The sequence below is a fragment of the Aquabacterium sp. genome (genome assembly GCF_041909175.1).
Classification (GTDB): Bacteria; Pseudomonadota; Gammaproteobacteria; order Burkholderiales; family Burkholderiaceae_C; genus Aquabacterium.
Map to the genome: position 1 here is coordinate 104,827 of NZ_JAYRDZ010000009.1, position 24,207 is coordinate 129,033.

The 24,207-nt window shown below is 63.2% G+C and carries 20 protein-coding genes and 1 CRISPR repeat array; of the genes, 4 read left to right on the plus strand and 16 right to left on the minus strand.

What is annotated here, in order from left to right:
* The first annotated feature begins 31 nt into the window (after positions 1-31).
* On the plus strand, positions 32-844 hold the full coding sequence (locus ACE3PH_RS13560) for a DUF1571 domain-containing protein (protein ID WP_374319899.1): 813 nt from the start codon (positions 32-34) through the stop codon (positions 842-844).
* A 6-nt stretch (positions 845-850) separates the two neighbouring features.
* On the opposite strand, the gene ACE3PH_RS13565 is transcribed toward ACE3PH_RS13560, so the two are convergent.
* The 5 genes from ACE3PH_RS13565 to ACE3PH_RS13585 form a co-directional block, all read right to left on the minus strand.
* Positions 851-2,761 (minus strand): GspE/PulE family protein, encoded by a 1,911-nt coding sequence (locus ACE3PH_RS13565; protein WP_374319901.1) that lies wholly within the window; start codon positions 2,759-2,761, stop codon positions 851-853.
* Positions 2,762-2,876: 115 nt separating this feature from the next.
* Positions 2,877-3,134 carry a cell division topological specificity factor MinE gene (minE, locus tag ACE3PH_RS13570; protein WP_374319903.1) on the minus strand — a complete coding sequence of 86 codons (258 nt, stop codon included), beginning with the start codon at positions 3,132-3,134 and terminating at the stop codon, positions 2,877-2,879.
* A gap of 3 nt (positions 3,135-3,137) precedes the next feature.
* Positions 3,138-3,953, minus strand: coding sequence for a septum site-determining protein MinD (minD, locus tag ACE3PH_RS13575; RefSeq protein WP_374319906.1), 816 nt, complete (start codon positions 3,951-3,953; stop codon positions 3,138-3,140).
* 31 nt (positions 3,954-3,984) lie between these two features.
* Positions 3,985-4,761: a septum site-determining protein MinC gene (gene minC / locus ACE3PH_RS13580; protein ID WP_374319908.1), complete on the minus strand. Its 777-nt coding sequence runs from the start codon at positions 4,759-4,761 to the stop codon at positions 3,985-3,987.
* An 84-nt stretch (positions 4,762-4,845) separates the two neighbouring features.
* A complete protein-coding gene (locus tag ACE3PH_RS13585; RefSeq protein ID WP_374319911.1) occupies positions 4,846-6,378 on the minus strand; it encodes a flavin-containing monooxygenase in 1,533 nt (510 codons plus the stop codon).
* 134 nt (positions 6,379-6,512) lie between these two features.
* On the opposite strand from ACE3PH_RS13585, the gene ACE3PH_RS13590 reads away from it, so the two are divergent.
* Complete coding sequence (locus ACE3PH_RS13590) at positions 6,513-7,523, plus strand: AraC family transcriptional regulator (protein ID WP_374319914.1); 1,011 nt, start codon at positions 6,513-6,515, stop codon at positions 7,521-7,523.
* Here the strand turns inward: ACE3PH_RS13590 and ACE3PH_RS13595 are convergent.
* The 6 genes from ACE3PH_RS13595 to ACE3PH_RS13620 form a co-directional block, all read right to left on the minus strand.
* A complete protein-coding gene (locus ACE3PH_RS13595; protein WP_374320037.1) occupies positions 7,513-8,925 on the minus strand; it encodes a gamma-aminobutyraldehyde dehydrogenase in 1,413 nt (470 codons plus the stop codon). The genes ACE3PH_RS13590 and ACE3PH_RS13595 overlap by 11 nt on opposite strands.
* Positions 8,926-8,964: 39 nt before the next feature.
* Positions 8,965-9,777 carry an ABC transporter permease gene (locus tag ACE3PH_RS13600; protein WP_374319916.1) on the minus strand — a complete coding sequence of 271 codons (813 nt, stop codon included), beginning with the start codon at positions 9,775-9,777 and terminating at the stop codon, positions 8,965-8,967.
* Entirely contained in the window at positions 9,767-10,702 is a 936-nt protein-coding gene (locus ACE3PH_RS13605; RefSeq protein WP_374319919.1) for an ABC transporter permease, read from the minus strand. Before ACE3PH_RS13605 ends, ACE3PH_RS13600 begins: the two co-directional genes overlap by 11 nt.
* Positions 10,703-10,708: 6 nt before the next feature.
* Entirely contained in the window at positions 10,709-11,722 is a 1,014-nt protein-coding gene (locus ACE3PH_RS13610; protein WP_374319922.1) for an ABC transporter ATP-binding protein, read from the minus strand.
* Between the two features lie 31 nt (positions 11,723-11,753).
* Positions 11,754-12,911, minus strand: a complete 1,158-nt coding sequence (locus ACE3PH_RS13615) for an ABC transporter substrate-binding protein (RefSeq protein WP_374319925.1) — start codon at positions 12,909-12,911, stop codon at positions 11,754-11,756.
* A 271-nt stretch (positions 12,912-13,182) separates the two neighbouring features.
* A complete protein-coding gene (locus ACE3PH_RS13620) occupies positions 13,183-14,088 on the minus strand; it encodes a LysR family transcriptional regulator (RefSeq protein WP_374319928.1) in 906 nt (301 codons plus the stop codon).
* 130 nt (positions 14,089-14,218) lie between these two features.
* Between ACE3PH_RS13620 and ACE3PH_RS13625 the strand changes: the two genes are divergently transcribed.
* Entirely contained in the window at positions 14,219-15,547 is a 1,329-nt protein-coding gene (locus ACE3PH_RS13625) for an Hsp70 family protein (RefSeq protein WP_374319931.1), read from the plus strand.
* 18 nt (positions 15,548-15,565) lie between these two features.
* On the opposite strand, the gene ACE3PH_RS13630 is transcribed toward ACE3PH_RS13625, so the two are convergent.
* Together ACE3PH_RS13630 and ACE3PH_RS13635 are read right to left on the minus strand one after the other, a co-directional pair.
* On the minus strand, positions 15,566-16,276 hold the full coding sequence (locus ACE3PH_RS13630) for a ProQ/FINO family protein (RefSeq protein ID WP_374319934.1): 711 nt from the start codon (positions 16,274-16,276) through the stop codon (positions 15,566-15,568).
* Between the two features lie 83 nt (positions 16,277-16,359).
* Positions 16,360-17,517, minus strand: coding sequence for a pyridoxal phosphate-dependent aminotransferase (locus tag ACE3PH_RS13635; protein ID WP_374319937.1), 1,158 nt, complete (start codon positions 17,515-17,517; stop codon positions 16,360-16,362).
* Between the two features lie 160 nt (positions 17,518-17,677).
* On the opposite strand from ACE3PH_RS13635, the gene ACE3PH_RS13640 reads away from it, so the two are divergent.
* On the plus strand, positions 17,678-18,904 hold the full coding sequence (locus ACE3PH_RS13640) for a hypothetical protein (RefSeq protein WP_374319940.1): 1,227 nt from the start codon (positions 17,678-17,680) through the stop codon (positions 18,902-18,904).
* Positions 18,905-19,078: 174 nt separating this feature from the next.
* A CRISPR array of direct repeats spans positions 19,079-22,027; the repeat unit is 32 nt; unit sequence GTTTCAACCCACGCGCCCGTGATGGGCGCGAC.
* Positions 22,028-22,211: 184 nt separating this feature from the next.
* On the opposite strand, the gene cas2 is transcribed toward ACE3PH_RS13640, so the two are convergent.
* The 3 genes from cas2 to cas4 are packed head-to-tail and all read right to left on the minus strand — an operon-like array spanning position 22,212 to position 24,195.
* Positions 22,212-22,502 carry a CRISPR-associated endonuclease Cas2 gene (gene cas2 / locus ACE3PH_RS13645; protein WP_374319943.1) on the minus strand — a complete coding sequence of 97 codons (291 nt, stop codon included), beginning with the start codon at positions 22,500-22,502 and terminating at the stop codon, positions 22,212-22,214.
* A 10-nt stretch (positions 22,503-22,512) separates the two neighbouring features.
* Entirely contained in the window at positions 22,513-23,553 is a 1,041-nt protein-coding gene (gene cas1c / locus ACE3PH_RS13650; RefSeq protein WP_374319947.1) for a type I-C CRISPR-associated endonuclease Cas1c, read from the minus strand.
* Between the two features lie 3 nt (positions 23,554-23,556).
* On the minus strand, positions 23,557-24,195 hold the full coding sequence (gene cas4 / locus ACE3PH_RS13655) for a CRISPR-associated protein Cas4 (RefSeq protein WP_374319950.1): 639 nt from the start codon (positions 24,193-24,195) through the stop codon (positions 23,557-23,559).
* Positions 24,196-24,207: the final 12 nt, after the last annotated feature.

Genomic DNA, 24,207 nt, shown 5'->3' on the forward strand with positions numbered 1-24,207 from the left:
CATCCTTGCCGTCAACCCAGCGTCACAGCCCATGTCGATCCGCGCCCGATTCCTGTTCGCCTGCCTGCTCACCTTGTCCCTGCTGCCAGGCCTGATGGCAGGGCACGCCGCCGCTGCAGAGCCGAGCTTGACGGCCGACTGGCGCCCTCTGGATGACCAGACCCTGGTGCAGACCGCCACACGCCTGGGTTCGGAAGGGCTCCTGAGCCGGCTGGAAGCTGGCACCCGCGCCCTGGCGGAATACGAACTGTGGATGCGGCGGCAGGAGCAGTTGGCCGATGGCTGGAACGACAAGCCGTTTGTGCACTACATCAAGTACCGGCACAACCCCAGGCAGGTCTACATGGCCTGGCTCAAGGGCGGCCCCAAGGCGGGCCAGGAGATGATTTACGACGAGACCCGCCGCAAGGACGCCATGTATGGGCACCTGGCGGGGCTGTTCAATGTGATGTCGATGTGGACGCCGCTGGACGGCAGCCTGGCGAGGTCGAACTCGCAGCACTCGGTGCGCGACATCGGCTTGCAGTCGATCGTGGACATCCTCCACGAACAGCAGGCGCGCCGCAAACAGGCTGGTGTGCGCCTGGAGCCCGACCTGATCGAGGTGAGCGAACTGGCAGGTCAGCGGGTACTGGCCGTGACCTGGGTCACGCCGGCCGGCCTGCCCAAAGGCTATGCCCACAAGACACGCCTGTACCTGGACCTGCAGCAGCCCTGGGTGCGCCAGATCGAATCATGGGACGAACAAGGCCGGTTGCAGGAGCGGGTGTGGTTCGAGAAGATCCAGCCTGCGCACTTCACGGCGATAGACTTCGACCCGGCGAACCCCGATTACCGCTTCTGACGCCGCTCAGGCGTTGCTGGCTGCCATGACTTCCTTGAGGTCGGTGAGACCTTGCAGCACCTTCTCGATGCCATCCTGACGCAGGGTGCGCATGTGGGCCTGCAAGGCCGACCCCAGGATCTCCGCCGCGGAGGCGCGCCGGCGAATGTGGCGGCGGATGGTGTCATCTGCCACCAGCAACTCGTGGATGCCCATGCGCCCCTTGTAGCCGCGCTGGTTGCAATGCGGACACCCGGGCCCCTTGTGCCGCAAGGTGATGCGGCCCTGGGCATCGCCATATTGGCTGCGCCAGCTCTGCAGCAGCGCTTCGCTGCTGGGCATGCCGGCATCATGGGCACTGAGCAGGTACTCGTGCAGCATGGTGTCGATCTCGTCCTGGCTGGCCTCTCGGCTGATGCCACATGAGGGGCAGACACGCCGCACCAGTCGCTGCGCGAGCACGGCCAGCAGCGAATCAGAGAAGTTGAAAGGGTCGAGCCCGATTTCCAGCAACCGGGCGATGCTCTCGGCCGCCGAGTTGGTGTGCAGGGTCGAAAACACCAGGTGACCGGTCAGCGAGGCTTCGATGGCGATGTTGGCCGTTTCCTGATCGCGCATTTCGCCGATCATGATCACGTCCGGGTCCGCGCGCAGGAAGGTGCGCATGGCCGCGGCAAAGGTCCAGCCAATGCGCGCATTGACCTGCACTTGGCACAAGCCCTCCTGCGAGATTTCCACCGGGTCCTCGGCCGTCCAGATCTTGCGGTCGCCCTGGTTGAGCTCACGCAGCACCGAGTGCAGGGTGGTGGTCTTGCCGCAGCCCGTGGGCCCGCAGATCAGGATGAGGCCGTAAGGCTTGCTGATGCGCTCCTTGAGCGTGACCAGGTTGGCCGGGCTCAGGCCGATGTCTTCAATGGGCAGCGGCTTGTTACCCGACAGCAGGCGCAACACCACGTTTTCAACACCATGCAGCGTCGGTACCGTGACGATACGCAGCTCCATGGCCGAGCCCCCGAAACGGGAGAAATCGATCTTGCCATCCTGCGGCTTGCGACGCTCGGAAATGTCCAGGTCGGACATGATCTTCAGACGCGCCACCAACGCAGCGCGGTAGTAGGACGGCAGGTCCAGGTAGGCCACCAGGGCCCCGTCGATGCGGAAGCGCACCAGCACCTGGCCATGCGGGTTGAACGACTCGATGTGGATGTCGGAAGCGCGCCGCTTGATGGCGTCTTCGATGATGGTGTTGACCAGCCGAACCAGGGTGTTGCTGGACTCGGTGATGACCTCGGCCGCGCTGTCATCGGTCTTGTTGGGCACCTCGCCGGCCAGCTCGGCGGCCAGCTCACGCACATCGGCACTGTGCTCACGCTGGGCGCGGGCGGTCAGGCCCGTATACGCATCACTCAGCGCCTGCTCAAGCGTGCCCGGCAGCGCCATGACGGGGAGGATGCGCAGGTTGGTCAGGAAACACAACTCGTCCAGAGCCGGGCGGCTCCAGGGGTCTTCCAGCGCGATGACCAGGCTGCCCACCCGACGGATCAGGGGCAGGGCGCGCAGGCGCAGGGCAACGGCCTGGGGGACCACCCGCAGCGCGTCGTCGTCAGGGCTGACACCCTGGCAGTCGACCACAGGCATGCCATCCATCGAGGCCAGCGCAATCTGCAGATCGGCCTCGACCACATCGCCATGGGCCAGCAGGATCTGCCCGAGAGGGCGATGCGGGCCGCGTCGCTGGGTCAGCAGCGCACGCTCAACCGCTGCGCCGGTGACCACACCATGCTGCACCAGGGTCTCACCCAGGCGGGTGTCATGGCCCAGCCGGTGCTCGCTGTTGGCTGCGCGCCAGATGTCATCCAGACCATGCAAGGCCGGTCCGTTGCGGGTCACGACCTTGCTGCCCATCGAGGCGGTCAACCGCTCGGAAACCTCGTCCATTCTCGACCCCAACGTACCAGTACGGTAAAACATATCGACACCATTCTCACTGTTTTGAAGCGGTGCGCACCGTCAGAGTCGGTCGGGGTCGTGAATTTCGCGCGGGCTTGTGGCTTCAGCGGTTCACTTCGGGCAGTTCGATCTTCACTTCCAGCACTTCCAGGTTGTCCTGGCGCTCCAGGTGCACCCGGATGTCGTCGGCGCTGATCGAGACGTATTTCGAAATGACGGCCACCAGTTCACGCTGCAAGGCCGGCAGGTAGTCGGGGTCGGAGCGACCGCTGCGCTCGTGGGCCAGGATGATCTGCAGACGCTCCTTGGCCACGCTGGCGGTCTTTTTCTTCTCCCCCATCAAGAAGGACAGAAATGACATGGGTTACTTCCCTCCGAACAGGCGCTTGATGAGGCTGGGCTTGACTGCCTCGACAAACCGCATGGGTTTGTCCTCGCCCAGGAAGCGGTCGATCACGTCCTTGTAGGCTTCCGACACATCCGTGTCCTTCAGATGGATGGCCGGCAGACCCTGGTTGGACGCGTGCAGCACGCTTTCCGACTCGGGGATGACACCGATGAGCTTGATGCGCAGGATCTCCTGGATGTCCTCCAGCGAGAGCATCTGCCCATCCTTCACACGGGCGGGGTTGTAGCGGGTGATGAGCAGGTGCTCCTTGATGGGCTCCTGACCTTCGATGGCGCGCTTGGTCTTGGACGACAGCATGCCCAGGATACGGTCGGAGTCACGCACGGAAGAGACTTCCGGGTTGGTCACCACCAGCGCCTCATCGGCGAAGTGCATGGCCAGCAGGGCGCCGGTCTCAATGCCCGCAGGAGAGTCGCAGACGATGTAATCGAAACCCATCTCGGCCAGGTCCTGCAGCACCTTTTCCACGCCTTCCTTGGACAAGGCGTCCTTGTCGCGGGTCTGCGAGGCCGGCAGCACGAAGAGGTTCTCGCACTGCTTGTCCTTGATGAGGGCCTGGTTGAGGTTGGCCTCACCATTGATCACGTTGATCAGGTCATAGACCACACGGCGCTCGCAACCCATGATCAGGTCGAGGTTGCGCAGACCGACGTCGAAGTCGATCACAGCGGTCTTGAAGCCCCGCATGGCGAGGCCGGAAGCAAAACTGGCACTGGTGGTGGTCTTGCCCACCCCCCCCTTGCCGGAGGTCACCACGACGATCTTGGCCATTGGTCACGTGTCCTTTTATTGAATAGGCGAGTTAATTGAGTTTGATCGGTTCCATGACCAGCTTTTCGCCATCCAGGCGAATCTGGGCAGGTTTGCCGCGAACGTCTGCGGGCAGGTCGGTTTCCACCGTGCGGTAGATGCCGGCGATCGACATCAACTCAGGCTCCAGGCAGGTGGTGAAGATGCGGGCATCGGTGTTGCCACGGGCCCCGGCGATGGCCTTGCCGCGCAAGGGCGCATACACATGGATGTGACCGTCGGCGATGATTTCGGCCCCGTTGTTGACGGCGGCCAGCACGACCAGATCACCGCCCTTGGCGTAGACCTGCTGGCCAGAGCGCAAGGGCTTGTCGATCACAAGGGTGGGCACGGGCGCAGCGGCCACCGGCACCTCGACACGGACTTCGACCGGCACTTCACGGATGACCTCGCGGACCACTTCCTGCACCACGGTCTCCACGCGGTGCGGCTGAACGGGTACTTCGGGGGCTTCGGACAGACCCACGGCGAGCGCGTCGGCCATCTGGCGTTCGTTGCCGCCCTTCACGGCCACAGGCAACATCTGGTAGCCGCGCAGCAGTGCCACCAGCGCACCCATGTCCAGCGGGGTCAGCTCGGCCGCCACCGCCGTGAGGTCGACGACCACCGGATCGTGATTGAAGAAATCGGGGGTGCCATCAAAGCGGGCAGCCAGCTCCTGCTTGAATGCCTTCAGGTCCGTGGTCTTGAGGACCACGGCCACCAGCGTCAGCGTGGCGCTCTTGAGATCGAAAATGGGCTGGGTTTGACCCTTGGAAGCGGCGGCCATGTCGCGGTTGATGTCCTGTGTTGGAACATCAGTTTACCGGGTAAGGCGCCTGCCCCACCCGATGACACACAACAGGCGGATGTCTTACCCCGCATTCTGGGCCAGCGCAGCATCCTGCTCGGGCCGCTGACGGCCGCATTGCACCCATTCATAGTCGGCCTGTTCAACCGTGCGGGTCTCCAGCCAGTAACGCCAGGTGGACTTCGGCCAGATCGCGAAGTTGATGCCGTCGGCGGTCTGGTACCAGCTCTTGCAGCCCGAGCTCCACACCGTGCCTTGCAGGGCCGCGGTGATGTCCTGCAGGAAGCGGCTCTGGGCTTCGGGCTTCACATCCAGGTAGTCCACTCCCTTTTGCTTGACCAGCTGCATGCACTTGATGATGTAGTCGACCTGCGCCTCGATCATGAAGATGATGGAGTTGTGGCCCAGGCCGGTGTGCGGCCCGACCAGCTGGAACATATTCGGGTAGTTGGCCGTGGTGATGCCCAGGTAGGACGTCGGGCTGGTCTTCCAGTCTTCGGCCAGGGTGTGGCCGCGACGGCCCTTGAGTTCGAAGCCCTTCATGTAGATGCGCGGATCCACGACGAAACCCGTGCCCAGGATGATGCAGTCCAGCGGGCGCTCAACGCCGTCCCGTGTGACGATGCTGTGGGCGCGGATTTCCTTGACGCCATCGGTCACCAGCTCGACGTTCGGTCGATTGAAGGTGGGGAACCACTTGTTCGAGATGAGCACGCGCTTGCAGCCCAGGGTGTAGTCGGGCGTGAGCTTCTTGACCAACGCCGGGTCCTTGACCTGGTAGGCTATGAACTTCTTCAGGAAGAACTCGCCGATGCCCGCCATCCAGGGGTTGAGGATGGGCCACACGCGCGATTCATTGGTCCAGTAGCAGCGCCAGCGGTGCAACGTGCGCGTGAAGGGCAAGGCGGCAAAGATCTTCTTGCTCAGCGCCGAGTACGAACGCTCGTCACGCGGGATCACCCAGGCCGCCGTACGCTGGAACACATGGAGCTGCTTGACCTTCGGTGCGATTTCCGGAACGTACTGGATGGCGCTGCCGCCCGTACCGATGGACGCCACCCGCTTGTCACGCAGGTCGTAGCCGTGGTCCCACTGGGCCGAGTGCATGACCTTGCCCTGGAAGTCTTTCAAACCCTTGATGTCCGGGATGGCGGGCACATGCAGCGGGCCGGAAGCCAGCACCCAGTAGCGGGCCATGATGGTGTCGCCGGCGGCCGTCTTGATCACCCAGCGGCCTGTACCTTCGTTGAAGACGGCACTGACCACTTCCTGCTGAAAGCGGATGTGCGGGCGCAACTGGTATTTGGCGGTCACATCCAGGATGTACTGCTGGATTTCGTTCCAGGGCGCGTAACGCTTGGTCCAGTCCGGCTTGGTCTCGAAGGAATAGGAATACATGTGCGACTGCACATCGCAGGCCGCGCCCGGGTACTGGTTGTCGCGCCAAGTACCGCCGACCTCCTTGCCCTTTTCGAGCACCACGAAATCGTGGATACCGGCTTTTTTCAGCTGGACGGCCATGCACAGGCCACCAAAGCCGGCACCGGCGATGGCCACTTCAACCTGGCGGACGGCAGAGGGGTTCGAATCAGTCATGAGGCACCTTTGGAAAGCGGTTGATGCGTGAGCAATGGGCGGGATGGTGCCGATCCCGAATGCCACAGACCATGTTAGATTCGCCACGAAATTGATCTTTTCGGCCAAACCTCGGGGAAACCACAAGCCACGCTATGAGCACGCGCTCCATCCTGGGACTGATGTACATGGTGCAGGGGCTGCAGCAGCTCGGAGAGGACCCACGCCCGGTGCTGGCGCGCCACGGTCTGAGCCTGGACACACTGGACCCTGGCACCCGTATCGAACGGGTGCGCGAACTGCAGATCTACAGCGACCTGGCGGGCCAGTTGCGTGACCCGACCGCGGGACTGAAGCTGGGCAATTTCTTCGGTCTGGGCGGGTATGGGCCACTGGTCATGCTGCTGATGACCTGCCCCTCCATCTACGAGGCCTTCCAGGCCGGCGTGCGCTACCAGCAGCTGACCTACCTCTACAGCACCATGAGCTTCACGCCCGGGGAGAGGCTGAGCGCTCTGGTGCTCGACCCGCTGCCCATGGCGGCGCCGGCCTACCGGCTGCGCATCGATGGCGAGATCGCGGGTACTTACAAGATGATCCGGGATATCCAGTCGACCATGGGCCTGAGCTTGCAGGCGGAGCAGATCGACATTCCTTACGCGACGCCTGCAGAGGCCTCGGCCTATGAGGCGTTCTTTGGCTGCCCGGTGCGGTTTGGCGAGCGCCAGGCGCGCTTCTGGATCCGCAACGACTATCTGCAGTGGCGACTGCCCTCGGCGGACCCCGTGTCGCACGCGATGTACCGACAGCTGTGTGATCAGCAACTGGTGGCGCAGCAGGCCGAACTGACCGACCTGTCAGACCGCGTGGTGGCCCATCTGGCCTTGTTCACGCAGAGCTATCCGAACGCCGCCGAGGTGGCCCGCTCCTTCGACATGTCGGAGCGCACCCTGCGGCGGCAGTTGAGTGAAGAAGGCACGAACTTTCGCGACCTGCTCGGGCAGGCACGCCATCAAAAGGCGCGCCACCTGCTGGGGCAGACGACCCAATCGATCGAGGCCATTGCCCACCAGCTTGGCTACGCCGAGGCGGCCGCCTTCATCCACGCCTTTCAGCGCTGGGAAGGCTGCACGCCGTCGGGCTACCGAAGCCGGCTCACTGCTTGATCATGATGTGGCGCACGCAGCTGTAGTCCTCCAGCGCATACATCGACATGTCCTTGCCATAGCCGGAGCGCTTCATGCCACCGTGCGGCATCTCGTTGACCAGCATGAAGTGGGTGTTGACCCAGGTACAGCCGTATTGCAGTTCGGCTGAAACCTTCATGGCCTTGCCCACATCCTGCGTCCACACCGAGCTGGCCAGACCGTAGTCGGAATCATTGGCCCAGCCGATCACCTGCTCGGCATCGTCAAACGGTGTGACCGACACCACCGGACCAAAGACTTCGCGACGCACGATCTCGTCGTCCTGGCGGGCGCCGGCGATCACCGTGGGCTGGAAGAAGAAGCCGGGGCCGGAGTCCATGCGACCACCCGTGACGATCTCGATGTGCGCTTGCTGCTCGGCACGCTCGACGAAACTCGCCACCCGGCTACGCTGGCGCTCGGAGATCAGCGGCCCCATCTCGACGCCTTCCATGCGCTGCGGACCGAACTTGATGGAGCCCACCGCTGTGGCCAGATCGGCCACGAAGCGTTCATAGACGCCCTTTTGCACATACAGGCGGCACGCGGCCGTGCAGTCCTGACCGGCGTTGTAGTAGCCAAAGGTACGGATGCCCTCCACCGCCGAGGCGATATCGGCGTCATCGAACACGATGACCGGCGCCTTGCCACCCAATTCCAGGTGGGTGCGCTTGAGCGAACGGGAAGCGGTTTCGAGCACACGCTGACCGGTGGAGACATCGCCCGTGATGGAGATCATGCGGACTTCAGGCTGCGAGATCAGCGGGCTGCCCACCGTTTCGCCACGGCCCAGCACCAGGTTGAACACACCGGCCGGGAAGAGGCCCGCCGCCAGTTCTGCCAACTTCAGCGTGGACAGCGGGGTCTGCTCGGAGGGCTTGAGCACCACGGTGTTGCCCGCAGCCAGAGCGGGCGCCATCTTCCAGGCGGCCATCATCAAAGGGTAGTTCCACGGCGCGATCGAGGCCACCACCCCCAGCGGGTCCCGACGGATCATGCTGGTGTGCCCCGGCAGGTATTCACCAGCGAGTGCACCAGTCTGCGCGCGCACGGCGCCCGCAAAGAAGCGGAACACATCGGCCACCGCAGGGATCTCGTCATTGAGGGCCAGGTGATAAGGCTTGCCGCAGTTCAGCGACTCCAGCCGGGCGAACTCGGCCGCCCGCGATTCGATGGCCGCGGCCAGCGCCAGCAGGCGCTCCGAGCGTTCTTTTGGCGTGGTACGAGCCCAGGCACCGAAGGCCCGCTGGGCTGCCGCCACCGCGGCTTGCACCTGCTCGAGGCTGGCTTCGGCGATCTCGACGATCAACTCTCCCGTCGCCGGGTTGATGATGCGCTCGGCCTCGCCTTGCCCGGCCACGAATTCACCACCAATCAGCATGCGGGTCTGCAATGTTTTTTCCATAAGCACCTCGATCGTTCACTTGCCGCTGCCGGCGATGTCTTCCGTGCCGCGGGTCAGGTAATACGCCACCAGAATCGGCAGCGCGGTGATCGCCATCACGCTCAGCGCCACCACATTGGTGATGGGCACGTCACGCGGACGAGTCAACTGGTTCAACATCCAGATCGGCAGCGTCACTTCGCTGCCTGCGGTGAAGGTCGTGACGATGATCTCGTCAAAGCTCAGCGCAAAGGCCAGCATGCCGCCCGCCAGCAAGGCCGTGGCCATCTGTGGCAGCACCACATGGAAGAAGGTTTGACCAGCCGACGCACCCAGGTCCATGGACGCCTCGACCAGGCTGTAGCTCATGCGGCGCAGGCGGGCCACCACGTTGTTGTAGATCACGACCACGCAGAACGTGGCATGGCCGATGGCAATGGTCCAGAAGCCCGAGGGCAGCTCAGCCAGACGGTAGGCCGACAACAGGGCCAGCCCCGTGATGATGCCGGGCAGGGAAATCGGCAGGATCAGCATCATGGTGATGGCATCCTTGCCGAGGAAGTCCCGCCGATACAGGGCCAGCGATGCCAGGGTGCCCAGCACGATCGCCAGCAAGGTCGCCAGGCTGGCCAGGCGCAGCGACAGACCGATGGCCGACATCACGTCCTCTCGGGCAAACGCCGCGCCGAACCAGGCCAGCGTGAAACCTTTGGGCGGAAAGCTGTAGCCGGCGCTTTCGGCATTGAAGGCGTAGACAGCGATGACCGCGAGCGGCAGGAACAGGAGGCCGACCACCCCGAAAGCCATCAGCTTGAGCCACCAGGGGGCGCGGTTCAGATCAGAGTGCATCGAAGGCTCCCAGTTTGCGTGCGCCCGTCAGGTACAGCGCGATGATGACCACAGGCACCACGGTGAACGCGGCGGCCAGGGGCAGGTTGCCGATCGAGCCCTGCATGGTGTAGACCATGGAGCCGATGAACAGACCGGACGGCCCGATGAGTTGCGGGATGATGTAGTCGCCCAGGGTCAGCGAGAAAGTGAAAATGGAGCCGGCCACCACGCCCGGAATGGCCAGAGGCAGGATCACATGGCGGAAGGTCTGGGCACCGCTGGCCCCAAGGTCGCTGCTCGCTTGCAGCAGGTTGCCGGGCACACGCTCCAGGGCGGCCTGCACGGGCAGGATCATGAAAGGCAGCCAGATGTAGGTGAAGACGGCAAAGCGACCCAGATGCGAGGTGGCCAGCGAGTTGCCGCCCACCCAGTCCATCTGCATGAGGCCATCAAATGGCCCGCTCAAGCCCAACAGCCCCACCAGCCAGTAGATGATGCCGTCCTTGGCGAGCAGCACGGTCCAGGCATAGACCTTGACGATGTAGCTGGCCCACATGGGCAGCATCACCGCCACATAGAAGAAGCCCTTTTGCCAGCCCCGCGCATAGCGCACCATGTAATAGGCCAGCGGAAACGCCAGCACGGCAGAGGCCACCGTCACCGCGATCGACATCAGCACCGTGCGCAGCACGACGTCGTAATTGGCGGGTTGCAGCAGTTGCCGGTAGTTGTCGAGGGTCCAATCCCGCGTGACTTCCATCGTGAAGTCATCGAAGGTGAAGAAGCTCTGCACCAGCAAGGTGGCCAGCGAACCGACGTAGACCACCAGGAACCACAACAGGGGCAGGCCCAGCAGCAAGGCCAGTTGCAAACCGGGGCGACGATATACCGCCGCGCCCCAGCGCTGCCACAGGCTCAAGGAGGGATCAAAGGCGCGCACCATGGCTGCTCACTCCGCGACCGGGTGGATGGCTGCACGCGGCCAGGCGACCGTCAGCACCTCGCCTACCGGAGCCTGCCACTGCGCCGCCCCTTCTGCATTGGGCAGCACCATGGCCATGGTCTTCTCGCCCGCGATGTCGATCTCGTAGCGGCTGGTCGCGCCCAGGTACTGGATGTCGATCAGGCGGCCCTCGACTGTCATCACGTCGCCATCCAGCTGGCCTGCCGGGCGGATGCGCTCGGGGCGCACCGCAAAGGCCTGCGGCTGCGCGAACAGACGGGATGCCAAGGCCTGTCCAAACACGTTCGCGCCACCCACGAAATCAGCGACAAATGCCGTGGCCGGGCGGTTGTAGAGCGCCTGTGGCGCATCCACCTGTTCGATGCGCCCCTTGTTGAACACCGCGACGCGGTCCGACATCGACATGGCTTCACCCTGGTCATGGGTGACATAGACAAAGGTGATGCCCAGGCGACGCTGCAGGGCTTTCAGCTCGGTCTGCATCGCTTCGCGCAGCTTCAGGTCCAGTGCGCCCAGCGGTTCGTCAAGCAGCAGCACACGCGGCTGCAGGATGAGGGCCCGTGCCAGGGCCACACGCTGACGCTGCCCACCTGACAAGGCCGCCGGGCGACGGCTGCCATAGGCCCCCAGCTTGACCATGTCGAGCATCGCCTCGGCTTGCCGGTGGCGCTCGGCCTTGGCCACGCCCTTGATCATCAGCCCATAGGCGACGTTGTCCAGCACGCTCATGTGCGGAAACAAGGCGTAGTCCTGGAAGACGGTGTTGACCGCCCGCAGGTTGGGCGGCAACCCTGCCGCCTCCTGCCCGAAGATGCGAATCGACCCGCTGGAGGGTTGTTCGAAGCCGGCGATCAGCCGCAGGCTGGTGGTCTTGCCAGACCCTGAGGGGCCCAGCATCGAGAAGAACTCGCCTTCGGCGATGTCCAGGCTGATGTCGTCCACCGCCTTGACCTGGTCATAGTGGCGGCTGACTTGCTGAAACTGCACGGCGATCGACACAACACGCTCCAGAAACTTGATTCACGACCGCTCAGCGGCCACCCATGATGGCGATGTAGTCCGTGGTCCAGCGGCTGTAAGGCACGCAGGTCCCCTGGGTCGCGCACTTGGCCACCGGCGTACGCCAGAAGCGAATCTGGGCAAAGCGGTCAAAGCCATTCGAGCCGCAGAAATCGCTGCCGCCAGGGGCCTTGGTCTTGCAGGCATCCGCCACGACAGGGTTGGAGCCGAACCACTCGGCCAAGGCCGACTGCAGGTTCTTGTTGAGCGACCACTCCATCCACTTGTAGGCACACACCGGGTGCTTGGCCTGGGCATGCAGCATGGTGGTATCGGCCCAGCCCGTGGCGCCTTCCTTCGGGATGGTGCCCTCGACCGGGAACTTCTCGGCCTGCAGGGTGTTGATGGTGTAGCCCCAGGCACTCGATGCGACGACGCCTTCCTTCTTGAAGTCGTTCATCTGCACGGTCACGTCATGCCAGTAGCGGTGCGTGAGCTGTTTTTGCTGGCGCAGCAGCTTGAGCACTTCAGCATACTGGGTTTCATTGAGCTCGTACGGGTCCTTGATACCCAGAGACGGGTTCTTGGCCATCAGGTACAGGGCCGCATCGGCGATGTAGATGGCGCCGTCATAGGCTTGCACCTTGCCCTTGTTGGGCTGGCCATTGGGGAACTTGCCCGGCTCGAACAGCACCGACCAGCTGGTCGGCGCGGTGGGGAAGACCTTGGTGTTGTACATCAGGAAGTTGGCACCCCACTGGTACGGGGTGCCATAGACCTTGCTCCCCACGGTGTACCAGTTGCCCCCCTTCACACGCGGGTCCAGCGTGTTCCAGCTCGGAATCAGGGCGGGGTTGATTTCCTGCACCTTCTTGCCATAGATGAGGCGCAGCGACGCGTCACCGGAAGCCGTGACCAGGTCGTAGTCAGGCGAGTTCATCAGCGAGACCATTTCGTCGGAGGTGGCGGCGGTCTTCACGCTGACCTGGCAGCCCGTGCTCTTTTCAAACTGGGTCACCCAGTCGTAGGCCTTGTCCGTTTCACCGCGTTCGATATAGCCCGGCCAGGCAATGATGCTGAGCTTGCCTTCGGGTTTGCCCAGGGTGGTCGGTGGTGCAGCCATCAGGGAAATCGATAGGAGGCTGCTGGCAACGGCCACACCGGCCTGGACATAGGAACTGGGCTTCATCTCGGTTCTCCTTGGTGGGATTGGCAGGTACGAACAGAAAACGCTGGGGTGAAACGCATTCTGAAAGCGGCCATTCGGCCCACCAAGTCAGCTTGACCAATGCAAGCTATCTGAAAAACCGTTTGCTAGACCCTGTTTCACCAGGCCAGCGCGCAGCCGGCCCGGGAAAAGATCCCGGATCACGGAATGGGTGCGCCAACGCCCCGGATTGGCGCCACTTATTCTGTTTTATAGAACGATATGGCGTATCGTTCTATAAATTAGATTGATATCAGCCGTGGCTGCGGCTGTATTCACGCGCCACGGTCAGGAAGTTCTGGGCGGTTTCAGCCACCCGGGCTCCGCGGCGCCACACCAGGCCGACCTGCAGGGAAGGCGTTTTCTCCATGAGCTGACGCACCTCCAGCCGGTCCCCGTCGAGCGACCAGGGGCGGTACAGCAGGTCCGGCATGACCGCCAAGCCGGCGCCGGTCGCCACCAGGCTGCGCAAGCCCTCGACCGAACTGGTCCGCACGGCCACCGAGGGCTTGAGCCCCTGGCGACGCCACAGGGTGGTCGCCACATCCTCCAGCTCGTCGAGCTTGAGCGTGACCAGGGCCTGATCGGACATCTCGTCCACCGCCACCGCCCCCAGCTCCAGCAGCGGGTGGTTCACAGGCAGCCACAGGCGGTAGGCCGACTCCAGCAGGGCCTCCGATTCCAGCGCCTGCCTGTTTTCCAGGTTGGACACGATCAGCACCCCGACATCCAGCTCGCCATTGACCAGCAGGTGCTCGATGTACTCGCGCTGGTCTTCCACCACCCGCACATCCACCAGCGGGAAGGTGTTGCGAAAGCGGTCCAGCAGATAGGGCAGGAAGTAGCCGCACACCAGGCTGGTGACCCCAATGTTGAGCTGCCCTGTGACGGTATCCGGGCGGGCCCGCATGGCTTCACGCGCATTGCGCACCGAGGCCAGAATCTGGTGGGCATGACGCAGGAACTGGTAGCCTGCGTGCGTCAGCGTCATGCCACGGGCGTGACGCTGGAACAGTTGCGCGCCCAGGTCTTCTTCCAGCGACTTGATGGCCTCGGTGACCACCGATTGGGAAATATTGAGGTCCTGAACCGCACCCGAAATGGATTCCGCCTCTGCCACCGCCACGAAGTAGCGCACGTTTTTCAGGGTAATGGCCACGTTGTCTGCCTGTCATGAGCCACCTGCGGCAAAACACACGCCGAGGTCATCGTTTTCACTGTACACGAGCCTGCCGCCGCCCTTGGCCCCTACAATCGCCCGCCCACTGCCTTCTGCTTAAGTGCACGCCATGACTTACTGCGCCATCGACTTCGGCACATCGAATTCCGCCATTGCCATCTCCCGCACCGACGCGGACGGCGGCGGCATGCGCCTGGTGCCGCTGGAAGGCCAGAACCTGACCATGCCCACGGCCGTGTTCTACTGCACCGATGCCGACGACCTGCCGCCCGGCACCTGGCGCGGCAAGCACATCGACGACAGCCTGCCGCGCACCTTTGGCCGCGCCGCCGTCCAGGCCTATATCGACGGCTATGAAGGCCGCCTGATGCGCTCGATGAAAAGCATCCTGGGCACGGCGCTGGTCGACCAGACCACCGAAGTGGGCAACGGCCTGGGCGTGCGCTACATCGACATCATCACCGGCTACCTGCGCCACCTGCATGCCGTGGCCGAAAGCGCCGGCGGCGACGCACTCAAGCAGGTGGTGATGGGCCGCCCGGTGTTCTTCGTGGACGACGACCCCACGCGGGACGCGGCCGCACAGGCCTCGCTCGAGACCGCCGCCCGTGCGGTGGGGTTCAGCGAAGTGGTGTTCCAGTACGAGCCTATCGCCGCGGCCTTCGACTACGAACAACACACCCAGCACGAAGAAAAAGTACTGGTGGCCGACATCGGCGGCGGCACATCCGACTTCTCGGTGGTGCGCGTGGGCCCTCAGCGCGCGCAGCGCCTGGACCGACGCGATGACATCCTTGCCAACCACGGGGTGCACATCGCCGGTACCGACTTTGACCGCCATATCTCGCTGGCCAGCATCATGCCGCCGCTCGGCTACGGCGGCTTTGGCCCCAGCGTCCATGGTCAGCCGCCGCGCCCGGTGCCCAGCCGCGTTTATTTCGACCTGACGACCTGGCACCTCATCAACACCGTGTACCAGCCTTCGCGCGTGGCCGAGTTGCGTGCCATGACCGACTTTTATGGCGACCCGAAACAGCACCAGCGCCTGATGAAGGTGGTGCTGGAGCGATTGGGCCACGCCCTGGTGGGTCGCGCCGAAGCGGCCAAGATCGCCGTCTCCGGCGGCGGTGAAACCGACATCGACCTGGGCCTGATCGAAGCCGGCCTGCACAGCGAGCTCAACGCCCGCCAGGCCGGGCAGGCCCTGCTGCATGATCTGGAAAAAATTGTGGCCTGTGCGCAGGACACGGTCGCGCAAGCCGGTTTGCGCCCCGAAGACATCGATGCGCTCTATTTCACCGGCGGCTCGACTGGCCTGACCTTGCTGACCGACATGCTGGAAGCCGCCTTCCCCGAAGCACGTGCCGTGCGCGGCGACCGGCTGGCCTCGGTGGCCACCGGTCTGGGGCTGCATGCCCGTCGGCTGTTCACGGCCTGATCAGGCCGTGACGCTCACTCAGGCGCGCGGCGGACGCTTGCCGCCACCACCTTCGCGGCGACCACCCCGGCCCTGACCCGGGCGCCCCTCGCGGCGCTCACCGCGCGGTTGGCCTTCACGGGGGTGGGGGTGACGCGGCTGGGCGGGCTGCTCGGCCGCTTCCTGACGGGCCTGAGCCAGCACGGCCTCCAGCTGATCGGCAGGGATGCCCTTGAGGGCACAGAAATTGGCCGGGGTCAGCGTCGTGCGTTCGAAATCACGCAGCAGCGCCGAGCGCTCGCGGCGACCCTTTTCTTCTTCCGCGCGGCGGTTTTCGGTGATGGCGCGGCGACGGGTCAGCTCCTGCTGGGCGACGTCGCGGTGCTCATCGGTCAGCTCGCCGGCCGGCTGGCCATCGAGGTCAAAACGGCTCTTGGCGCGGGTCACGGCCACGAGGTAGCCCGTGCTGCCGGTATAGCGGCGGAAAAACGCCGACAGGGTCGACTTGGGGAACACGCCCGGGGCGCGCTCCTGAATATCGACCTGGATACGCAGCTTCAATGGCTTCGGGGCACCACCGAACAAAGCCGGAAAGCGGGCCTTCAGCTGATCCGCACACTCGACCAGCGACATCTCATGGGCCTTCTTGCCCGGCGCAGCGGCAGCGACAGTGCCATCGGCAACGGCATCGGACTCAGGTACGGTGGACTCGTTGGGCGTATCGGACATGGCAGAAGAAGAGGTCGTCACAGGTTCACAGGGCCCCGCAGGGCCGAATCGGTAAACCTCAATTGTCGCGTGTTTACGTGCGGAATGCGACCCACCGCAGCGGATCACAGGCGGATGAGCCGCTCCAGGGCCTTTTCCAGCGTGGTGGCGGACTTGGCAAAACAGAAGCGGATCACGCCATGGTCATCGCCATTCGGGTAGAAGGCCGACACCGGAATGGCCGCCACCCCGTGCTCGCGGGTGAGGCGCTCGACGAAAGCCCGGTCGCCCTCTTCACTGATGGCGCCGTACTTCACACACTGGAAGTAGGTGCCCTGGCAGGGCAGCAACTCGAAGCGCGAGCCCGACAGCGCCTGGCGGAAGATATCGCGCTTGCCCTGGTACAGCGCCTTGAGCTGCTCGTACCAGCCCGGTTTGCTCATGAACGCCGCCAGCGCGTACTGGCTGGGTGCATGCACCGTGAACACGATGAACTGGTGGGCCTTGCGGAACTCGGCCATCAGCTCGCGCGGGGCCAGGCAATAGGCGATCTTCCAGCCCGTGACGTGGTAAGTCTTGCCGAAGCTCGACACCACCACCGCCCGTTCGGCCAGCCCGGGGTAGCGCAGCACGCTTTCATGCCGAGCCTGGTCATAGACCATGTGTTCGTAGACCTCGTCGCTGACGATGACGATGTCGGTGTCACGCACCAGCGCTTCCAGCCGCACCATGTCCTCTGCGGTCCAGATGGTGCCGGTCGGGTTGTGCGGCGAGTTGATGATGATCATGCGCGTACGCGGCGTGATCAGGCGGGCGACCGCATCCCAGTCCGGACGGTAGCCCGGCACCGTGAGGTCGGCGTACACCACCTTGCCGCCTTGCAGCTCGATGGACGGCCCGTAGCTGTCGTACACCGGGGTGAAAACGATCACCTCATCGCCGGGATGCACCAGCGCCGCCACGGCCGTGAAGATGGCCTGTGTGGCCCCGGCCGTCACCGTGATCTCGGCGTCCACATCGTATTGCGCACCATAGAGCGCGGCCACTTTGGCCGCAATCGCCTCGCGCAGCGCCGGCACGCCCGTCATGGGGGCGTACTGGTTGTGCCCTGCCCGGGCGTGCTCGTTGAGCAAGGCCAGCAGGTCAGCCGGGGCATCGAAATCAGGAAAACCTTGCGAGAGGTTGATCGCGCCGTGCTCGTTGGCCAGGGCCGACATCACCGTGAAAATGGTGGTGCCAACGTGGGGCAGACGCGACGACAGAGGACGTGGATACGTGGGCATGTGCCAAGGATAGCCGCTGAAGACGTAACAGGGGGCAGATTCCCTTTTAGGTGCATTTACAGTGGTTTACGATGGCATCGCGCAACGGCATCTCGTTTCGCATGGTTGGCCCGCCTCTCCCCCCCCCTTTGTCTGGATGAAACCACGCCTGTTGTTGCTTGTGTCTGCTGTCGTCCTCTCGACTGCCGCGCTGGGCGTGGCCAGTTGGTGGGCTGACGAGTCAGACCGCCCGCCTGAGGCAGGGCGGCACCACCATCGCGGCCCACACCATGAGCCGGGCCATGCGCCAGCCCTGCAGGGGCAGGCACCGGGGCCTGTGCAGCCACCGCCACCGGGGCCCGCACAGTTCACGCCGCGCCAGCGCAGCGCCGCAGCATCGTCCCCAATGCCCGCATCGGCTCCCGCATCACTGCCTGCCGACTTGCTGCGCCCCGAACCACTGCACGCAGAACGCCGCAACGGGCCCATCGACCAGGTCGTGAGCTGGATTGCGAGCTGGCTGTGGCCTGAATCGGTCTCCCCGCGTACCAGCCAGGAAACCACGACCAGCACCGCCAGCAGCAGCCAGACAAGCCCCCCTAGAGCGCGAGGCGACCACCACAACCAAAGCCTCGCTCAACACCCCAAGCCATCGGCCTGCGGGGTGGACGCCGAGGCATCGCAACTGGCCCGAACAGCCGACGTGCTGGTGCTTGGCAGCGGTCTGCCTCAAAGCGATCTGGTTCTGGCTGCGAACACCACGCAGCAATGGCTGACAGCCATCAAGACCCAACTCGGGCTCACGGGGCTGGCCGGCCTGTCCGGGACCGATGCCGTCACAGTCTGCCTGAGCATCACCAACGATGGCCAACTGGCCATGGGCTCGTTTCAAGGGCTGCGGCTGAAGCCGCTCAGCGTGGTGACTGCAACGGGGGTCAGCCAAGCCAACTGGCAGGCAGCACTGGCCCACGAGCTGGTGAAAGTGGTGCAAGCCGTGCTGCTGCAAGACCGCACCAACCGGCACCCGCTGCCGCGCTGGTTCGAAGAAGGCATGGCGAGCTACCTCAGCCAAGGGACCCGACTGGCCTCCGTGACCGAGGAGAGCAGCTGGACCACCCAGTACAACAGCAGCGGCCAATGCGGGCCACTGGACATCGTCACCATGCGCGATCTGCAGCGTTGCGGGGTGACGCAGGAAGCCATGGCCTACCGACCGGCCTACACCACCTTGTTCCACCTGCTGTTTGACAGCACGGCTGATGGCGGCGCAGGCCAGAGCCTGGGTACCCTCACCGGCGTGCTCACCAACATGGCGTATGGCAGCACCTTCAGTGACGCGTTCTCGACGCTCCTGGGTGCCACTGCCACGGTGGCATGGCATGGGCACCCGCTGGCACCGGCCTATTGAGATGACGTCCACATGTTGATTTGCAAGCTTGCGGGCGCTGGGCTAGAGTGACCCGTCCCCTGCGGAGCGGATTGAAGTCAGCTCAAGGCCATAGGCCAAGAGAGATGCGGCAACCCATTGAGCCACAGGGGTTTTCGTTAACGCTCTGCTGACTCCTGAAGATGTATTCCTGCAGTTTCAACCCACGCGCCCGTGATGGGCGCGACCTGAAACGCTTGCAGTACTCGGGTTTGATTCATGCTGTTTCAACCCACGCGCCCGTGATGGGCGCGACCAGGAGCATTTATTCCATTTTCAGATCTTCCTGGCAGTTTCAACCCACGCGCCCGTGATGGGCGCGACCTGAAAACATGCCTGCGTCTGGCGTCGCGGCAGAAGTTTCAACCCACGCGCCCGTGATGGGCGCGACGATCCAGTCGCCAGCCATTAGAAAACCTCCTGCATTGTTTCAACCCACGCGCCCGTGATGGGCGCGACCACCATGGCATCAGCCGGGACGCGGGGATCTGCGGTGTTTCAACCCACGCGCCCGTGATGGGCGCGACCACCTGACGGCGGCTCATCAGACTGTGTTGTCAGAGTTTCAACCCACGCGCCCGTGATGGGCGCGACCCATGGCTAAATCGAGCATTACCGGGACCATATTGTTTCAACCCACGCGCCCGTGATGGGCGCGACCGGCATGGAACGCTAGTGCATCGCGTTTTGTGCCGTTTCAACCCACGCGCCCGTGATGGGCGCGACCATTCCCCCGAAACCAATCCGGGAACACCTGAGATGTTTCAACCCACGCGCCCGTGATGGGCGCGACGATGCAGGTTCAGGGGTACAGCAGCCGGTTTTACGCGTTTCAACCCACGCGCCCGTGATGGGCGCGACGTGATGCGGCGGCAGACGATCTTGTCACCCTCGCGGTTTCAACCCACGCGCCCGTGATGGGCGCGACATCACCGGAGAACTGCATGGCGTCAGCATCAGAGTGTTTCAACCCACGCGCCCGTGATGGGCGCGACCTGAAAACATGCCTGCGTCTGGCGTCGCGGCAGAAGTTTCAACCCACGCGCCCGTGATGGGCGCGACCGGAGAAACGATCGAAGCATACAGGCCTCACAGATCAAAGTTTCAACCCACGCGCCCGTGATGGGCGCGACGTCACCAGAATGGACGGATCTTCCGCTTGCGGCTTGGTGTTTCAACCCACGCGCCCGTGATGGGCGCGACAGGGTGTCATCACCCAGGGATCGAACATGCCGGCTGTTTCAACCCACGCGCCCGTGATGGGCGCGACGAGAATAGCCATCGTGTGAGGCGGCAGGAAGTCAGAGTTTCAACCCACGCGCCCGTGATGGGCGCGACTTGACGCGAGAAGCCAAAGCCGTTTGCGTCTGGTTGTTTCAACCCACGCGCCCGTGATGGGCGCGACTTTTCTTCGGGTTGCTGGCCTCCCCTTCCACAACAGTTTCAACCCACGCGCCCGTGATGGGCGCGACTCGTACAGACTGGACTCTCCAGCCGAGCGGATCGCCGGGTTTCAACCCACGCGCCCGTGATGGGCGCGACGCGGTCAGGCGCGCAACCCGCGTCAAGGCGTCGGTGTTTCAACCCACGCGCCCGTGATGGGCGCGACCGTGGCATCGGCACCATATCCAGCGTCCAGTACGCAGTTTCAACCCACGCGCCCGTGATGGGCGCGACGAGAAGCTCAGAGTGGAGCGCAAGCGCTATGAGGTTTCAACCCACGCGCCCGTGATGGGCGCGACCTCGCCGACGCACTCAGCGAGTGCAGCGGAAGATATGTTTCAACCCACGCGCCCGTGATGGGCGCGACTTTTGGTGGTTTGGCTGTCGTGCGTCTGAGCGCCGTGTTTCAACCCACGCGCCCGTGATGGGCGCGACGAGGCTTCGACCACCGTTGCAACCCATGAAAGCCATGTTTCAACCCACGCGCCCGTGATGGGCGCGACCTGAATAGACATAAAGCCATGCTCAACAAGCATCAGTTTCAACCCACGCGCCCGTGATGGGCGCGACACCCACGAGCTTGACCCGGGCCTGACGATTCAGGAGTTTCAACCCACGCGCCCGTGATGGGCGCGACACCCGATCCTCGACCAGGGCTCAAAGCTCAGCAAAGTTTCAACCCACGCGCCCGTGATGGGCGCGACACGTTGGCCAGGCGCAGGACTTCATCTGTAAAGATGTTTCAACCCACGCGCCCGTGATGGGCGCGACACCATCCACGCAACCCTTCCGAGCAATGCATTCAAAGGTTTCAACCCACGCGCCCGTGATGGGCGCGACACGACCATGGAGCCCCGGCTCTGTAGTCATCCAGTGTTTCAACCCACGCGCCCGTGATGGGCGCGACACCCAACCTCGAAGTACAAGACCATGGGCGAGAAGCTGTTTCAACCCACGCGCCCGTGATGGGCGCGACACCATTGATGTTGAGGCTGTGGAGGCTTGTGTTGAAGAGTTTCAACCCACGCGCCCGTGATGGGCGCGACACAGAATCCACCGCAGCTTATTTCAGAGCTATTGAAGTTTCAACCCACGCGCCCGTGATGGGCGCGACACGCAGACCGACACCATGAACGACACACCGAGCCAGTTTCAACCCACGCGCCCGTGATGGGCGCGACACCACCGACGATAAATCCTTTGCCCATGTGGAAGCGTTTCAACCCACGCGCCCGTGATGGGCGCGACACATCCTCTTGCTCAATGCCAGCCGCCTTGTACATGGTGTTTCAACCCACGCGCCCGTGATGGGCGCGACACGACCAATGCAACGCCAGAAGAAGCCAGCACAGCGAGTTTCAACCCACGCGCCCGTGATGGGCGCGACACTGGGTAATCGAATTCAAGCGCAAGGAGCAAGCATGAGTTTCAACCCACGCGCCCGTGATGGGCGCGACACTCCTTCAGCACCAGGGCCGGCGTGTCCGAGAACAAGTTTCAACCCACGCGCCCGTGATGGGCGCGACACTAACCGAGGCGCGCAAGAGGCGCATTCAGGAGGAGTTTCAACCCACGCGCCCGTGATGGGCGCGACACTGAAGCTGTGATTACGGTTGCTGACCGTGTTGCAGTTTCAACCCACGCGCCCGTGATGGGCGCGACACAGCATGGTTATAAACCACTGAGACAAATGAAAAAAAGGGGCTCATGTAGCGAGCCCCTCTGGGAATATGAACAAGTAAAAATCCAATTAGGCAGAATCAGCCATTAATCTATACAAATCAACATGTTAAAGAACTGCGAACCCCAGCAAGGGATCCAAACCACTTCGGGTTCGCAAAAACGATCAAAGGATCAACGGGGCATTAAGGTCCAGCACTGCCTTCGCACCGACATGCTCCACCTTGGCCTGCCAATTTTTGCCCAAATAGTAAAAACGTAAGCTGTCGGTTGTCGGCTCAATGATAGACACCAACAACGCTTTTAGCTGCACCCATTGGGCTGGCTCCAATTCAATCTCAAACACAGAAAACTGCACTCGCTGCCCAAGGTTCAGACAGGCTTTGGCGATCTGTCGCAACCGCCTGGCACCCGCCTTGTCTTGGGTGCTCACGTCATAGCTAACCAGAACCATCATGGCAACAACCTCATTTCCATAAGAATGGCGGATAGCCATCAATGTCGCCACGCAGGTGCCGGGCCATCAACTGCGCCTGAAGAAATGGGAACAACCCGATCGGTGCTTTCTCATCCAGGAAGACATGTCGAAGCTCTTCGCGCTTACGCTCCTGATAGGCTGTCAGCACAACCTTGCGCGAGTCTTCCTTCAACAGCACGGCCCCGTTATCCATCGTCTGGAAGTCCTTGGATGTCAGTTGCTTCAAATTGATGAGCGACAGCGCCAGCCTGTCCCCTAGCAGGGGTCGGAACTCCTCCAGCAGATCCAAAGCGAGGCTGGGGCGCCCTGGCCTGTCACGGTGCAGGAAGCCCACCGCTGGGTCCAGCCCCACGCTCTCCAAAGCTGATCTGCAGTCATGCGTGATCAAGGTGTACAGAAAGGACAGCAAAGCATTGACAGCATCCATCGGCGGCCTGCGGCTGCGCCCTTTGAAACGCATGGCGGGCTCGTTGCTGCGGATCAGGTGATCGAACACGCCGAAGTAACTCTGCGCTGCCTCGCCCTCCAGGCCACGCAACACATCCAATGATTGCTCAGTCTGCACCTTGTCCATGATGCGATCCAGGCGCTTGTGTGCATGAGTAAGAGCCGCGTGATCATCGTTGTTCAGCTTGTCGGCATGGTCACGCAAACCTCGCCCCAACACCACCCGCTGGTTGTGCAGCTTGCCCACCAGGATGTTCTGCACGATCTGTACGCAGCGAGTGGGATCATCCGTGCGCCGATACTGCTCTCGCCGCAACAACACATTGCCCGATACGGGCCCTTCAACTCTGGCCTGAAAGCGCCCATTCATCGACAGATAAGACACGGTGATGCCTTGCTCTGCGCAATAGCCCATCAAGGGCGGCGACACCATCACGCGCCCGAGGCAAACAAGCCCCTCCAACATATGAACAGGCAAGCGCGCACGGGTCTCACCGTCCACATCCATGACGATGTTGGCGCCGTCCTTGCGCAGCCAAGCGCCTTCGGTCGTCACGTACAACGTGTTGAGTTGACGCCGCATGGCTCATTCGCCTTTCAGTTGCGCACGCAACCAGTGCTGAACAGATTCACCCCGATGGAGCAAGCGCGGCTGACACAGGTCGAGCAGGGAACAGTTGTCGCAGAGCTTGGCCGAGTACGTGGCCGAAGGCGTATGCCCGCTTGCCACCATGGCCCGTGTGGCTTCGATGGTCTGGCAAGTCAAGGACCGCAAGGCCTCATCGAAGGACACCACGATGCGTCTGCGTGTTTCACCGTAGTACAGCGCTCCTTCGGGGATCTGGCAGTTCAACATGTGCTCCAGGCACAAGGCTTGGGCGCACAGTTGCACTTCGTCGGCTTGATGAGGCTTGGGCCGACCGCGCTTGTATTCCACGGGGTAGGGGCGCTCCACACCATCCTCCCCCATGTGGAACTCAACCACATCAGCCACCCCCGTGATCCCCAGCAGAGGCTGAGCCAAGGGCATGGCGGTGACGGTGCGAACGCCTTTGCGGCGCTCCATCTTGGGCTTGTCGGCCTTGTCGTGCAGCAGGCGCCCTTCACCGGTGTGCTGGCTTTCTGCCCATAGCTGCTCCACATGGATCAGCGCGCATTGCCTGGGGCAATACAGGTAGTGCTGCAAGGCCGACAGGGGGATCAGTGCTTCGTCATCCATGTCCATGAGCCCCCTTGT